The following is a 13,301-nucleotide window of genomic DNA, read 5'->3' on the forward strand; positions in this document are numbered from 1 at the left end:
TTGGTGGTCGCTTCTCGACTTGAAAGGGGCTGGCATGGGCGGCTGCCGACGACGTCGGACAGGTCCGTTGGTCCCCGAAATCACGCGCTTGCCCTGCGCGATTTCAACTGCCCCTCAAAGCCCGTTCGCTGGGACAGCGCTGTCTCGACGCGCTCGCCGACTGACGCTATCCCAACGGCTACGTTACGACATCGTAATGGAAGCGCAACGAAATTAAATAAAACAAATTACAGAAAGCATTGCCAGGCGCCGAACGGGCCAGACCAGTCCCTGTGGCCTGCCTCCTTTGGCCGCGCTATCGTCGACCTCACACCGCAGAGACCGAAGCCTTGATGACCGCCGCAGCGCAGATCCCCGAGTTGGACAACGTCACGCCCGAGCGATTCCGGGACGAGATCGTGCCGGCCGCGCGGCCGGTCGTGATGCGCGGGCTGGTCGGCGATTGGCCGGTGGTGGCCGCTGGCCGGACCTCGCCCGTGGCGGTCTGCGACTATCTGCGGCGGTTCGACCACGGCCAGCAGGTCAAGACCCTCTCGGGCTCGCCCCGGATCGACGGGCGGTTCTTCTACAACGACGACCTGAGCGGCTTCAATTTCCAGCAGCAGCCGGCGCGGGTGTCGACCGTGCTGGATTTCCTGATCGAGCACGCCTGCGATGAGCGACCGCCGGCCTTGGCCGCCCAGTCGATCACCTCGCGCGACAACCTGCCGGGGTTCTCGGCGGAGAACCGCCTGGGGCTGGTGGCCGACACCGTCGATCCGCGGCTATGGATCGGCAACGCCGTGACCGTCGCCACTCACTATGATCCGGCCGAGAACATCGCGTGCGTGGTGGCGGGCCGACGGGAGTTCACGCTGTTCCCGCCCGACCAGATCAGCAACCTCTATGTCGGCCCCATGGAACTGACGCCGGCCGGGGCGACCATCAGCCTGGTGGCGCTGGACGAGGCCGACCCCGAGGTCCATCCCCGGTTCGCCGCCGCCCGCGCCGCGTCCATGACCGCCGAACTCGAACCCGGGGATGCGATCTACATCCCCTATCTCTGGTGGCATCACGTCCGCTCGCTTGAGGCGATCAATGTGCTGGTCAATTACTGGTGGACGCCGCCCTCGGCCGTCTATGGCGCGCCGCGCGACGCGATGATGCACGCGATCCTGGCGATCAAGGCGCTTCCGCCCGCCCATCGCCAGGCGTGGCAGGCGGTGTTCTCCCATTACGTCTTCCAGGCCCAGGGCGACCCGGGCGAGCATCTGCCGCCCAAGAGCCGGGGGGTGCTTGGTCCGATTGGTCCCGACCAGGCGCGCAGTCTCCGCACGATGCTCGCCCGGGCGCTCTCGCGTCCCTAAGGGCAATCGCGCGGAAAATCGGCGTCTGGGGTTAACGGGGCAAGGCTTGCGCCAGCGCCGTGGCCATACGTTCGATCTGGGCCGCCGTGAGATCGATCGCGAAGGGCAGGCCGATCGTCGAGCGCGCCAGGCTCTCGGTGTTGAGCAGGCGGTCGCGCGGGCATTCGGCGAACGCCGGACCGATGTGGCAGCCTTCGCCCCACCAGCGGCGGGTGTCGACGCCTTCGGCTTGCAGGACCGCCTCGACCATGTCGGCTGTCCCGTCAGGCAGGCCAACGACGCAGACGCTGGTCGTCCATCGCGAGCCCCAACCGGACTGGAACCGCACCTGTGGAACGGCGGCCAGGGCCCGTCGCAGGGCCTGGGCGGCCATGAACCAGCGCAGGCGGTCGGCGGGCCAGCCGTCGAGCGCGGCCAGGCCGACGGCGGCGGCGTATTCGCTGAGCTTGGCGTTGGTGGCCACGCACAGCGCCTCGCGGGAGCCGTCGAAGCCGAAGCTGGTGAGTCGCCTGACCCGGCGGGCCAACTCGGGGTCTCCAGTTGCCAGGAATCCACCTTCGCCGAGGCCTAAAACCTTGGTGGCGTGCAGACTGACCACCATCGGCAGGCTGGCGTCGACCGCACCGTCGAAGGCGGCGGCTGCGTCGATCAGCACCCGCACGGCTGTCTCGTCCTGGAAAGCGCGCCAGGCGGCGAGATCGGGCATATGGCCGAACGCCGCGACGGGAATCACCGCCGAGACCGGTCCCGGCGCGTGAGCCAGCCGCTCGCGGACGACGGCGGGGTCGAGCATCCAGGTCTCGGCGTCTACGTCGACGAACCATGGCGTCAGCCCCGCCTGGCGCACTGCGTGGGCGGTGGCCACGAAAGTCCAGGACGGCGTAGCGCACAGCGAACCGGCGGGCAGGTCCATCGCCTTCAGGGTGAGGGTCAGGGCCTGAGTGGCGTTGACGGCGGTGACCACTTGGGCGCCGTCGCCGAAGCGGTGCGCCAGACGGGTCTCCAATTCCATCAGCAGCGGGCCGAAGTTCGAATACCAGCGCGCCGTGTCGATGCGCTGCAGGTAGGGCAGGATGTCCTCAGCCGCCGGCAGGCGCGGACGAGCCACTGGCACCTTCTGAAAGGCAGGCGTTTCCGCCAAGGGCGTGCGAATGGCGCTTGTGCGAGTCAACTGACTTCCCCCTCCAACGAAGGTCGAGCCTGTCGTCAATACGGTTAACAGAACCCTTAACGTTCCGGACTCGGACGGGGCGGAATCCTTGACCCACAAGGTCGCTGAGCCAAATTGCGACCTATTGTCCCGCGCCCCGCAACCCGAGCCGTCTGAACTAACCCGCGGTGACCGACTTCATCGCGTGGGCGGCCGCGAAGCCTGTTTCGTCACGGCGGATCACGGGCGGCGTCCCGCTGGACCTGATCGATCGGGCCTGACCGCAGCCGACCGGCCGCCCTGCATCGCGCCCTGATCACGTGGCATGCGCCGATAGTTTTCGAACATATCGCCCCAGCGCCGGCGTCATGGTTAATTCGGCTTTAAGCATCATTGGCCACCATCTCCGACAGACCCGGTTCGACGGGTCGGATCGGGGCGAAACTGGGTGCGGACGGCCAAAATCAGGGCGATAGCCGGTCATCTGCCGGAGGGGCGGCTCTCCAACGACGACCTGGCGCGCCTGTATCCCGACTGGCCGGCGAGCAAGATCCTCGAAAAGACCGGCATCCGGGAGCGACGGATCGCCGCGCCCGGCGAGACGGCCGGCGATCTGGCCTTCGCCGCCGCCCGCACGCTGTTCGACCGCCATGGGATCGACCCGGCCAGCCTCGACTTCCTGCTGCTCTGCACCCAGGCCCCCGACTATGTGCTGCCGACCACCGCCTGCGTGCTGCAGCAGAGGCTGGGCCTGCCGACCACCGCCGGGGCGCTGGACTTCAATCTCGGCTGCTCGGGCTTTGTCTACGGCCTGTCCCTGGCCAAGGCCCTGATCGAGAGCGGCCAGGCCCGGCGCGTGCTGCTGCTGACCGCCGACACCTATTCGAAGTTCATCCATCCGATGGACAAGAGCGTCCGCACCCTGTTCGGCGACGGCGCCGCGGCCACCCTGGTCGAGGCCGTGGAGGCCGACGCGCCGGCCATCGATCCGGTGGTGTTCGGCACCGACGGGGCCGGGGCCGAGAACCTGATCGTGCCGGCCGGGGGTTTCCGCCGTCCGCGCGACGCGGCCAGCGCGGTCGAGTCGATCGACGCCTCCGGCAATATCCGCTCGGCCGAGCACCTCTACATGAACGGCCCGGCGATCATGACCTTCACGCTGAAGACGGTGCCAGCCGCCATCGCCCAGGTCCTGGAGCGCAGCGGGCGGACGATGGAGGACCACGACCTCTTCGTCTTCCACCAGGCCAACGCCTTCATGCTGGAACGCCTGCGCCAGAAACTGGCGATCCCGGCCGACCGGTTCTTGATCCACATGGAGGCCTGCGGCAACACCGTTTCCTCCACCATCCCCATCGCCCTCGAACCCCTGCTGAACGCGGCCGCTCCGCCGCGCCGCATTCTGCTGGTCGGCTTCGGGGTCGGCTATTCCTGGGCGGCGACCAGCGTCGTCCTCTGACGGAGAACCATCAATGAGCGCCTTCTATGCCGGTCTGGCCGAGATCTTCGAGATCGACACCGCCGAGATCACCCCCGACCTCGAACTGGCGGCCTACAACTGGGATTCGCTGGCCGTCGTCTCGACCATCGCCCTGATCGACGAGGTCTATGGCGAGCTGGTCGACGGCGCGGCCTTGGCCAAGTGCGTGGTGGTCAGCGATATCCAGGCCCTCATCCCCGCCGCCCAGGCGGCGTGATGAGCGCGGCGGTCGGTTCAACGGCCGGGCAGGGGGCCTTCGCCGTCGGCGGCGTGGCCCTGCGCGGCGTGGTCTCGGCCGTTCCCGGCCAGCCCATCGACAACGCCCGTTTCGTCGAACGCTTCGGCGAGCAGGCGGTCAACGACGTCGTCAAGATGATCGGCGTCGAGGCGCGGCACTGGGCCCGTCCCGACCAGACGACCGCCGACCTGTGCCTGAACGCGGCCCGCGTGCTGCTGGAGCGGCTGGACTGGACGGCCGACAGCGTCGACGCCCTGGTCTTCGTCTCCCAGACCCCCGACCATCGCCTGCCCGCCACCGCCTGCATCCTGCACGGCCGCCTGGGACTGGCGCCGGGCTGCCAGGCTTTCGACGTGAGCCTGGGCTGCTCGGGCTACACCTACGGCCTGTGGCTAGCTGCGGCGATGATCAACGCCGGCTGCCGGCGCGTGCTGCTGCTGGCTGGCGAGACCAGCAGCCGACTGGTCGACCCGTCCGACCGCGGAACCGCCATCCTGTTCGGCGACGCCGGCACGGCCTCGGGCCTGGAGGCCGCGCCCGGCGCGCCGCCGATCCACTTCCGGCTGGGCACCGACGGCTCGGGGGCCGGCGCCCTGATCGTGCCCGAGGGCGGCTTCCGCACGCCCGTCTCCGATCCCGACCGGGCCGAAGGGCTCGATCCCACGCGCCTCCACATGGACGGCGGCGAGGTGTTCACCTTCACGCTGCGGGCCGTGCCCAAGCTGATCAAGGACACCCTGGCCGACGCCGGTGTCGAGGGCGACAGCGTCGACGCCTATCTGCTGCACCAGGCCAACCGCTTCATGCTGCGTCACATCGCCAAGAAGATCGGCGCCAGCGAGGCCCAGACCCCGATCAATATCGACCGCTACGGCAACACCAGTTCGGCCACCTTGCCCCTGCTGCTGACCACGGACCTGGCCCGGCGCGTCACCAGCGCGCCCAGCCGGATGATGCTGGTCGGCTTCGGGGTCGGCCTGTCCTGGGGCTCGGCCCTGATGGAGCTGGAACCGCTGGTCTGCGCGGAGACCATCATCGCATGATCTTCGCCTCCGACGCCCTGGCCGGGCGGACCATCCTCGTCACCGGCGCCTCCTCGGGCCTGGGTCGCGCCACCGCCCAGCTCGTGGCGCGCTGCGGCGGCCGGGTCATCGCCACCGGACGGGACGCAGATCGCCTGGAGGCGACGATCGCCGACCTGCCCGGCGACGGCCACCGGGCCTTCGCGGCGGTGCTGTCCGACGCCGACGAGACCGCCGAGAAGATCTCGACCGCCGCCATCGAGGCCGGCGGCCTGGACGGCGCCTTCCATGCCGCCGGGGTCGAGCTGATCCTGCCGGTCCGCCTGACCAAGACGCGCAATCTCGACGAGGTGTTCGGCGCGGCGGTCAACGGCGCCATGGGCCTGGCCCGCGCCGCCGGCAAGACCGGGACCCTGAAGGCCGGGGCCTCGATCGTCTTCATGTCGTCGGCCGCCGCCTCGCGCGGCCGGCCGGGCATGGTGGCCTATTCGGCGGCCAAGGCGGCGGTCGAGGGCCTGACCCGGTCCCTGGCCTGCGAGCTGGCCCCGAAGTCGGTCCGCGTCAACGCCATCGCCGCCGGCGGGGTCGAGACCGAGATGCACGGCCGCCTGGCCCGGGGACTGTCGGAAGCCGGCATGGCGGACTATGAACGCCAGCACCTGCTGGGCTTCGGCGCGCCGGCCGACGTGGCCAACGCGGCGGTGTTCCTGCTGTCGCCCGCCAGCCGCTGGGTGACCGGCGCGGTCTGGACGGTGGACGGCGGCTATCTGGCCAGCTGAAGGGGGATGCATGACCGACTATGTGCTGGTGGGCGGCGGGGCCTTCGCCCGCGAGATCTTCGACTGGTTCGCCCCGGGCCTCGAAGCCGGCGACCGCTTCAGCGGCTATCTCGACGACGGCGACCAGCCGTTCAGGGCCTTCGGCCGCGACCTGCCGCAGCTGGGCGACACCCATGGCTTCAAGCCCAGCTCCGAAACCCTGCTGGTGATGGCGGTCGGCGACCCGGGCGGCAAGCAGGCCCTGGCCCAACGCCTGACCGCCCAGGGCGGACGCTTCGCCACCCTGCTGCATCCCCGCGCCTGGATCTCGGCCTCGGCCCGACTCGGCCAGGGGGTAGTGGTGGGACCGTTCGCCGACGTCTCGGCCGACGCCCGCGGCGGCGACTACGTCACCCTCAACGCCTATGCCAGCATCGGGCACGACGCCCAGGTCGGCGACTTCTCGACACTCAGCGGCTATGTCGACCTGATGGGCGGGGTCAAGGTCGGCCGCGCCGCCTTCCTCGGCTCGGGCGCGCGAGTCCTGCCGGGGGTGTCGGTGGGCGACGGCTGCATGATCGGCGCCGGCGCGGTGGTGGTGCGCAAGGCCCCCGACGGCGCCACGCTCTACGCCGCCCCGGCCCGCCGGCTGTGACGGCCGTCCTGTCTCGCCTGGACGGCCGGCTGCTAACGGATTTCTGGCACCTGGTCGCCCATCGCGCCGAGCTGGCCGAGCCCGGCGCCTGGCTGCGCCTGGACTGGCCCGGCGGCGACCTGGCCCTGTTCAACGACGAGGGCGAGATCCTGGCCTTCGACAATGTCTGCCCGCACCGCGGCGCTCGCTATTTCACCGGCGATCACGGCGTCGGCCGCGTGGTCTGCGCCTATCATGGCTGGGCCTATCGCGCCGGCCAACTGCGGGTGGCCCAGCGCGCCAGTTTCGACGAGGCCGAGCTGGCCGGGCTCGGGCTCCGCAGGTTCCGGACCGCCTGGTGCGGCGACTTCCTGTTCGTCGGCCTGGCCCCGGTGGAAAGCCTTGAGGCCCAGCTGGGCGAAGCCTTCGCCGACCTGGAGCGCGCCTCGCGGCGCATCACCACCCGCCGCGATTTCAACGCCTTCACCTTCCAGGCCAACTGGCGGGTCGGGGTCGAGAACGCCCTGGAGGGCTACCACGTCAATCCGATCCATCCGCAGACCTTGGCCCCGCTAGGCCTGGTCGACGACCGCATCGACTACCAGGGCCGCAACATCGGCTACCTGGCCCGCATCGGCCAGGCCCGCACCGCCAAGGGCCTGTCGGTGATGAAGCGGTTCTTCGAGGTCGACGACGCCTACGAAGGCTACTGGTCGCTGTACGTCTTCCCGTTCGCCATGGTCTCCTCGACCTTCGGCTATTCCTACGCCCTGCAGACCTATTTCCCGTCGGCGCTCCCCAACCAGGCGCATTTCTGCAGCCGGTTGCTGACCTCCCGCGTCAAGCCGGGGGCCGAGACGGCCGTCGAGGGGTTCTTCGAGTCCAGCGCCCAGGTCAACCGCCGCATCTTCGAGGAGGACCACGCGATCTGCGCGCGGGTCAGCCCCGCTTACGATATGATGCGGCCCGGGCGGGTGTTCGCGCGGGCCGAGGAGCGGGTTCGGCGACTGCACGCCATCCTGACGGACCTGAACGGTTAGGCCTTCACCCGCCAGAGCTCGAACATCTCGCGATAGGCCTGCTCCATCATCCGCGCCACGCCCGCCTCGTCGCGGTAGGGCGCGGCGGCGAAGCCGGCGACGGCGCGGTCGCGCAGGGCCTGCAGCCTGGCCGGCGACGCCGAGACCTCGATCGCCTTGGCGACATAGTCGTCCCAGCTGTCGGTCACCAGGTCGGGCAGGCCCGCCTCCTTGACAATCGCCAGGCCCGCGCGGCTGTAGAAGGTCTCGCCGCGAAGGGCCAGCACGGGCACGCCGCGCGACAGGGCCTCCAGCGAGGTGGTGCCGCCGGGGCAGGGCGAGGTGTCGAGCGCCAGGTCGACCAGGCCGAAGGCGTTCTCATAGGCTTCGCCCTTGCTGTGACCGTCGAAGACCAGCCGGTCCGCGTCGACGCCATGGGCGGCGAAACGCGCGGCCGTGACCCGGGCCAGGATGTGATCCTCGTAGTAGCTGTACTTGAGCAGCAGCCGCGATCCGGGCCGGCCCTGCAGGATCCGCGCCCAGGCGGCCACCGTTTCGTCGCTGACCTTGGCCGGATTTGTGAAGCTGCCGAACGTGACCTGGCCGCTGGCCAGGGACGGGGCGGGCGAGACGCGGGCCTGCGGATCCGGTCGGAACGGCGCGGAGATCCGCGGGACGGTCCAGACCGTCTCGGTGAACAGCTCGGCCATCCCGGGCGTCGGCACGGAATCGGCGTGCAGCGCATAGTCCATGTTGGTCAGGCCGGTGGTCTGTTGGTAGTTCAGCCAGGTGACCTGGACCGGCGCGACGCGGCGGCCGAACACCGGCAGGCGGTTGCCCGGATTGTGCCCCCAGACGTCGACCAGTACGTCGATGCGATCCTTGCGGATCAAGGCGGCGGCGTCCTGGTCCGACAGCGCCCCGATGGCGCGCACGGTCACCGGCTGGGCCCAGTCGGTCTCGCCCGCCGCCTCGGTGGGGTAGAGGAAGACCTCGACCTGCTCGCGATCGTGGCTCTCGATCAGCGGCACGACGAACTGGCGCGCCTGTTGTCGGACGAAGCTGGGCGCGACATAGCCGATCCGCAGCTTGCGCCCCGGCTCGCGGCTGTTCTTCAATGCCGTCGCTGGGCCCTTGTATTCGTAGAGCCGTGCCCATTCGCGCGCCTCGGCGGCGTGGCGCCGGACACCGTCCTTGACGAAGAATAGCGAAAACAGCAGGAATTCGTGAGCCTGGGCGGTAGTGCGGTCGCTCTCGGTCACCGCGCGGAAGACCAGGGCGGCTTCCTCGGCCCGACCCTGATGATGCAGGCACAAACCGTAGGTGAACAACGCCTGCAGATCCGGATGGCCGGCGCTGATGGCCAGGCTCAGCGCCACGCCGGCGGTGGCGATCGCGTTGGCGTCATAGAGCATGTCCGCCACGGCGACGGCGTATTGCGGATCCTTGGTCAGGCGCTGGACGTCACCCCCGAAGCCGCGGATCAAGGCGAAGGCGTGCAGCAGCCGAGCGTCGTTCAGCGCTCCGTCGGCCTCGTCGGCCTGGCCGGCGCCGAGGGCGGCCGAGGCCAGCCAGTAGCGCAGCTCGTGCTTGGACGGCTCGGCCGCGACCAGCGCCCGCATCAGCGCCAGCGCTCCGGCGGCGTCGCCGGCCATCAGCAGGGCCTTGGCCGCGGTCAGGTCCTGGCTGGCGTTCAGAGGAGTCGGCAGGCCGGACATGGAAAGCTCGCATGGTCTGAAAATCGCGGCCGATAACGCCGGCATTGTGGTTAATGCGCCACTAAGAAAACGACGCGAACTCGACCTTGACGATCATGATCGCCGCCACGCCGACGCGCCGACGCCGACTGGCCACAGCTTGGGGCGGGCGAGGCGCGTAGAAGCCCTGGCTTGCACTGTAGGATACCGTTCGTGCCATAGGGTGGAGTGGCGATTTTTCCGTTGGGATCCCGAGATGCGCTGTGAAATTTGCGAGGGCGCGACCTCCTACTATTTTTCCAAGACATTCAACGCATTCAACCTGGGTGAGGTGGAATATTGGCGATGTGATACGTGCGGCTTCGTGTTTTCACGAACGCATCTGGAAATGTCGCAAGAGGCCTGGAACGAACTGAACTTGCTCTGCCATGAAACCTATCAAGGGGGCGACGAGAACGTTCTGGATCCCCGCTGGAAGACGCGCATCGCCGCCCAAGCCCTGGCCTTATCCGAACTGGCGGCGGCGGGATTGCTTGATCCTGCAAGACGATGGGTCGACTTCGGATGCGGCGACGGCGTGCTGTCGAACGCGTGCTCTCGCGAACACGGCCTGAAGCTTCTGAAATACGATGAACATATGGCCGCCGGGAATGACTATCTCGCGGCCGAGGACATGGTCGAAGGCGCATTTGACTTTGTCATTTCGACCTCGGTCTTCGAGCACATGACCCGGCGCGAACAGTGGGATGGCGTCCAAGCGCTAGTATCGCCGGGCGGAGCCTTTGGGCTTCACACGCTGGTGGCCGAGACCGTGCCGAAGGACCCTGGCTGGTTCTATCTACAGGCCCCGCACTGCGCCTTCTTCACGAACAGCGCGATGGAGCGGTTGTTCAAGGACTGGGGCTACCGTTCTTCGATCTATAATGTCGCCGCCAGCTTGTGGATCTGGTTTCGATCAGACCCGAGGGAAGTCGAAGGCCGGATCGCTGAACTCAATCGCACCGCGTCGAGTCCCTTCCTCTTCCGAGAAGGGTTTCTGGATTACTGGAAAAGCGACCCGCGGGTCCCGAAGCCGGTGGTGGACAGCCGCCGTCGCCGATCTTAGCGATCACGACAACGGCAAGTATGGGAATATATTCCTATATTGCAGGTTGCGGCTTGCTCGGCTTTGGGCGACTTGGGCGCTCGGCGCGGTCAGTTCCTAGATCTGGCCTCGGCCCAGAGGATCTTGAGGCGCGCGAACGCTTCGGGTCCGGCGCAGGCCTCGACCGCGGCCAGGCTCTGGTCGCCGCGCGCCAGGGCCGCGGCGCACCGGTCGGCCCGCAGGGCCTGGACAGCATTCAGGTCATAGCGCGGCGTGTTGATGATCGCCACACGGCCGGGCTTGCCGCGCAGGCCGGCGATATAGGTGGTGATCGGGGTATAGCCGCGGGCGGCGAGCGCCCCGCGCCGCAGTGCGGCCGCCTGGTCGGGGTCAAGGGCCACGCCGCGCGCGCCGTAGGCGTGCAGCACGGCCATGGCGTATTGGGCGCGGGCCTGGCCGGCGTCGGCGCGGCTGCGCAGGTCCTCGATCGGTTCGCTCAGCGCCGCCACCAGGAGCCCCAGGTCGGCGGGCGTGGTGGCTCGCGCCGTGACGCAAGCGGCGAGGACAAGGCAGAGGCCAGGCATGGCGGCGACGTGCGTGACCCTGGACAGCATTTTCGTCGTCATCGCTCGTACCCCGCGGTTCCAGGAATAGGCGTTGTCCGGCTGTGCTCGCCCAGCGGCCGATCGGCTTGCGGCTGCGCCCGCCCTTCGATCAGGATGGGCGGCCCGGACGGGGCGGCGGGCTGCTCAAGCCGCGGGGAGGCGGCCTTGGGCTCGAACGCGCGGTCCAGGGCACCGACCAGGCCTTCCCAGGGCACGGCCCCATGGGACTTGACCGCCCGCAGGTGGGCGGAAGGGTCGTAGAGCGGCGTTCCCAGGGCCAGAGCGCGGACCTCCAGACGGCCGGTCTGTCGCAGCAAGGCCGCCTCGGCGACATAGGCGTCGCGGCGCGAGCCGAGCAGGGCCAGCTGGGCCTCGCGCAGATTCTGCTCGGCGACCAGCACGTCGAGGGTCGAGCGCTGGCCGACCCGGAACTCCTCGCTCATGCCGTCGAAGGCGACCTGGGCGGCGGCGGCCTGAGCCAGTTGGACCTTGATGTTGGCGCGAGCGGCGGCGGCCTGGTTCCAGGCCGACAGCACGTTCTGGATCACTTGCCGGCGGGCCGCCTCGATCCGGAGCCGGTCGGCCCCGTTGCGGTTCAGCGCCTCGTGATAGCCGGCCTGGTAGGCGCCGCCGGCATAGAGCGGCTTGGTGATGGAGATCGACGCCGTCCAGCTGACGTCCTGGTCCTGAGCGTAGAACGGCGCCAGCTCGCCCGTCGAGCCGTAGCTGGTGCGGGCCGAGACGGTAGCGCGACCCGCGCCCTTGGCCAGGTCGGCCTGGCGGCGGCTTTGCTGCTCGGCGAGCTTGGCCTGGGCCAGGTCCGGATTGCCGGCCTCGGCCAGGTCGAAGGCGTCTTCGAGGCCGTCTGGCAGCAGCGGCAGCGCTGGCTCGGGCTCCAGCTCGGCGGGATCCTCACCAACCAGGGCGGCATAGCTGGCGCGGCTGGCCTGGAACTGCACCTGGGCCAGGGCGATCTGGGCCCTGACCGCCTCCAGCTGCGCCTGGGCCTGGGCGACGTCGGTGCGGGTGACCTCGCCGGCTTCCTGGCGGGCCTGGGTGATGTCCAGCTGGCGCTCCAGGGCCGCCAGGTTTGCGCGGCGGACGGCCAGGCTTTCGAGGTCGCGACGGACGTCGGCATAGGCGGCGATCACCTGCAACAGCAGGTCGCCCTCGGCGCCACGTAAGGCTTGGCGACCGGCCTGGATGCGCAAGGCGGCCAGGTCGACCGCGCCGCTGGCCTGGCCGCCGCTATAGAGCGGCTGCTCGATCACCACCCGGGCCTGGCCCTGGTTGCTTTCCAAGCGCCGACCGGCCAGGGGATCGCCGACCAGCCGCAGGGCCTGGGTGGCGTCGCCGGCCCGGTTGTCGGCGTAGTCGCCGGTGACCTGCAGCTCGGCCGAGGGCCGCAGGCCGGCATGGGCCCGGACATAGGCATCGTCCAAGGCCCTCAGTTCGTAGCGCTGGCTCTGCAGGGTAGGGTTGGACTGGTAGGCGCGAGCGATGGCCTCGGCCAGGGTGTCGGCGCGGGCTGAATTCACGGCGACAACCAAGGCCAGCAGGCCGATCGCCGCCATCCATCGTCGCGGGCCGGCTACCACGGATCGCGCACGAACGCGGCGGGATCGGCGCAGCCGTTGGCGCGGGCTGCGGCCAGGGCCTGTTCGAAGCCCTTGAGGCCGAAGCGCTTGGGCGTCGCGTCATGGTCGGCGCGGATCGTCACCGTCCGGGCGCCGGCCAGGTTTTCGGTGGGGATCAGCACCACTCCGCCGGTTGGATTGGCCAGGCCGCCGCCCTCCAGCGACACCCGCCGGGCGACCAGGGCTGGATAGTCGTCGCGCCAGGGGCGCGGCGGCTTGTCGTCGACGCTGTACCAGGCCTGGGCGACGTCGCGGTCACGATCCAGATGAAAGCCCAGCACGCCGGCGGCGTAGGAGATCCGCCCCTGTCCCAGGCCGGCGGGGGCGAACAGCCGACAGCGCGTCTGGCCGGTGAAGCCGTCGCGCTGGATGCGCATGTCCCAGCCGGCCAGATGGTAGGCCTTGGTCCTGATCTTGTAGCCGGCCCTGCGCCGCATGCCCTCGGTGGGGAGCCCCAGGGCGCGCGGCGGCCAGGCGCGCGGCGCGGACAGCGAAGGCTGGCCCAGGTGCAGGGCCGCGGCCAGGGCGATGGAAGTCAGGATCACGGGCGGGTCTTCACGCCCCGGTCCCGGCGTCGGCGGCGGGCGCGGGATAGACGCTGACCTGTCGCTGGCCGTCGGGGCCCAGATTG

General features: G+C 69.5%; 13 protein-coding genes. 8 read left to right on the top strand and 5 right to left on the bottom strand.

The annotated features are described in order from the left end of the window. Nucleotides 1–332: 332 nt before the first annotated feature. On the top strand, nucleotides 333–1,346 hold the full coding sequence (locus J2X41_RS06865) for a cupin-like domain-containing protein (protein WP_310080688.1): 1,014 nt from the start codon (nucleotides 333–335) through the stop codon (nucleotides 1,344–1,346). Between the two features lie 31 nt (nucleotides 1,347–1,377). On the opposite strand, the gene J2X41_RS06870 is transcribed toward J2X41_RS06865, so the two are convergent. Next, a complete protein-coding gene (locus J2X41_RS06870) occupies nucleotides 1,378–2,454 on the bottom strand; it encodes a DegT/DnrJ/EryC1/StrS family aminotransferase (protein WP_310080689.1) in 1,077 nt (358 codons plus the stop codon). A gap of 490 nt (nucleotides 2,455–2,944) precedes the next feature. On the opposite strand from J2X41_RS06870, the gene J2X41_RS06875 reads away from it, so the two are divergent. From J2X41_RS06875 to J2X41_RS06900, 6 genes are read left to right on the top strand one after another with little or no spacing between them, the layout of a single operon-like run. After that, the gene (locus J2X41_RS06875; RefSeq protein ID WP_310080690.1) at nucleotides 2,945–3,955 is read left to right on the top strand and encodes a ketoacyl-ACP synthase III; all 1,011 of its coding nucleotides are present in this window, start codon (nucleotides 2,945–2,947) and stop codon (nucleotides 3,953–3,955) included. A 13-nt stretch (nucleotides 3,956–3,968) separates the two neighbouring features. After that, nucleotides 3,969–4,193, top strand: a complete 225-nt coding sequence (locus J2X41_RS06880; RefSeq protein WP_310080691.1) for a phosphopantetheine-binding protein — start codon at nucleotides 3,969–3,971, stop codon at nucleotides 4,191–4,193. Beyond that, the gene (locus J2X41_RS06885; RefSeq protein WP_310080692.1) at nucleotides 4,193–5,257 is read left to right on the top strand and encodes a ketoacyl-ACP synthase III; all 1,065 of its coding nucleotides are present in this window, start codon (nucleotides 4,193–4,195) and stop codon (nucleotides 5,255–5,257) included. Before J2X41_RS06880 ends, J2X41_RS06885 begins: the two co-directional genes overlap by 1 nt. Then, a complete protein-coding gene (locus tag J2X41_RS06890; RefSeq protein ID WP_310080693.1) occupies nucleotides 5,254–6,015 on the top strand; it encodes an SDR family oxidoreductase in 762 nt (253 codons plus the stop codon). Before J2X41_RS06885 ends, J2X41_RS06890 begins: the two co-directional genes overlap by 4 nt. Nucleotides 6,016–6,025: 10 nt before the next feature. Beyond that, entirely contained in the window at nucleotides 6,026–6,649 is a 624-nt protein-coding gene (locus J2X41_RS06895) for an acetyltransferase (protein ID WP_310080694.1), read from the top strand. Then, nucleotides 6,646–7,668, top strand: a complete 1,023-nt coding sequence (locus J2X41_RS06900; RefSeq protein ID WP_310080695.1) for a Rieske 2Fe-2S domain-containing protein — start codon at nucleotides 6,646–6,648, stop codon at nucleotides 7,666–7,668. Before J2X41_RS06895 ends, J2X41_RS06900 begins: the two co-directional genes overlap by 4 nt. On the opposite strand, the gene J2X41_RS06905 is transcribed toward J2X41_RS06900, so the two are convergent. Next, nucleotides 7,665–9,365 carry a tetratricopeptide repeat protein gene (locus J2X41_RS06905; RefSeq protein ID WP_310080696.1) on the bottom strand — a complete coding sequence of 567 codons (1,701 nt, stop codon included), beginning with the start codon at nucleotides 9,363–9,365 and terminating at the stop codon, nucleotides 7,665–7,667. The genes J2X41_RS06900 and J2X41_RS06905 overlap by 4 nt on opposite strands. On the opposite strand from J2X41_RS06905, the gene J2X41_RS06910 reads away from it, so the two are divergent. After that, nucleotides 9,364–10,449 carry a methyltransferase domain-containing protein gene (locus J2X41_RS06910; RefSeq protein ID WP_310080698.1) on the top strand — a complete coding sequence of 362 codons (1,086 nt, stop codon included), beginning with the start codon at nucleotides 9,364–9,366 and terminating at the stop codon, nucleotides 10,447–10,449. The two genes, J2X41_RS06905 and J2X41_RS06910, sit on opposite strands and share 2 nt — an antisense overlap. 89 nt (nucleotides 10,450–10,538) lie before the next feature. Here the strand turns inward: J2X41_RS06910 and J2X41_RS06915 are convergent, their stop codons facing one another. Genes J2X41_RS06915 through J2X41_RS06925 form a run of 3 tightly spaced genes read right to left on the bottom strand, consistent with a single transcriptional unit; the run spans nucleotide 10,539 to nucleotide 13,215 of the window. Then, nucleotides 10,539–11,054 (bottom strand): hypothetical protein, encoded by a 516-nt coding sequence (locus J2X41_RS06915; RefSeq protein WP_310080700.1) that lies wholly within the window; start codon nucleotides 11,052–11,054, stop codon nucleotides 10,539–10,541. Then, nucleotides 11,051–12,607 (bottom strand): TolC family outer membrane protein, encoded by a 1,557-nt coding sequence (locus J2X41_RS06920; RefSeq protein ID WP_310080702.1) that lies wholly within the window; start codon nucleotides 12,605–12,607, stop codon nucleotides 11,051–11,053. The genes J2X41_RS06915 and J2X41_RS06920 overlap by 4 nt, the downstream gene beginning before the upstream one ends. A 17-nt stretch (nucleotides 12,608–12,624) precedes the next feature. After that, nucleotides 12,625–13,215, bottom strand: a complete 591-nt coding sequence (locus J2X41_RS06925; RefSeq protein WP_310080705.1) for a hypothetical protein — start codon at nucleotides 13,213–13,215, stop codon at nucleotides 12,625–12,627. Nucleotides 13,216–13,301 lie beyond the last annotated feature (86 nt).

The sequence above is a fragment of the Caulobacter sp. BE254 genome (assembly GCF_031457295.1).
In the GTDB taxonomy this organism is placed as follows: domain Bacteria; phylum Pseudomonadota; class Alphaproteobacteria; order Caulobacterales; family Caulobacteraceae; genus Caulobacter.

Excerpts from the sequence above, each read along its gene's own strand:
- J2X41_RS06865 (WP_310080688.1), top strand. The coding sequence starts at position 333 with ATGACCGCCGCAGCGCAGATCCCCGAGTTGGACAACGTCACGCCCGAG.
- J2X41_RS06895 (WP_310080694.1), top strand. The coding sequence starts at position 6,026 with ATGACCGACTATGTGCTGGTGGGCGGCGGGGCCTTCGCCCGCGAGATC.
- J2X41_RS06920 (WP_310080702.1), bottom strand. The coding sequence starts at position 12,607 with ATGGCGGCGATCGGCCTGCTGGCCTTGGTTGTCGCCGTGAATTCAGCC.
- J2X41_RS06915 (WP_310080700.1), bottom strand. The coding sequence starts at position 11,054 with ATGACGACGAAAATGCTGTCCAGGGTCACGCACGTCGCCGCCATGCCT.
- J2X41_RS06885 (WP_310080692.1), top strand. The coding sequence starts at position 4,193 with ATGAGCGCGGCGGTCGGTTCAACGGCCGGGCAGGGGGCCTTCGCCGTC.
- J2X41_RS06910 (WP_310080698.1), top strand. The coding sequence starts at position 9,364 with ATGGAAAGCTCGCATGGTCTGAAAATCGCGGCCGATAACGCCGGCATT.
- J2X41_RS06890 (WP_310080693.1), top strand. The coding sequence starts at position 5,254 with ATGATCTTCGCCTCCGACGCCCTGGCCGGGCGGACCATCCTCGTCACC.
- J2X41_RS06905 (WP_310080696.1), bottom strand. The coding sequence starts at position 9,365 with ATGTCCGGCCTGCCGACTCCTCTGAACGCCAGCCAGGACCTGACCGCG.
- J2X41_RS06880 (WP_310080691.1), top strand. The coding sequence starts at position 3,969 with ATGAGCGCCTTCTATGCCGGTCTGGCCGAGATCTTCGAGATCGACACC.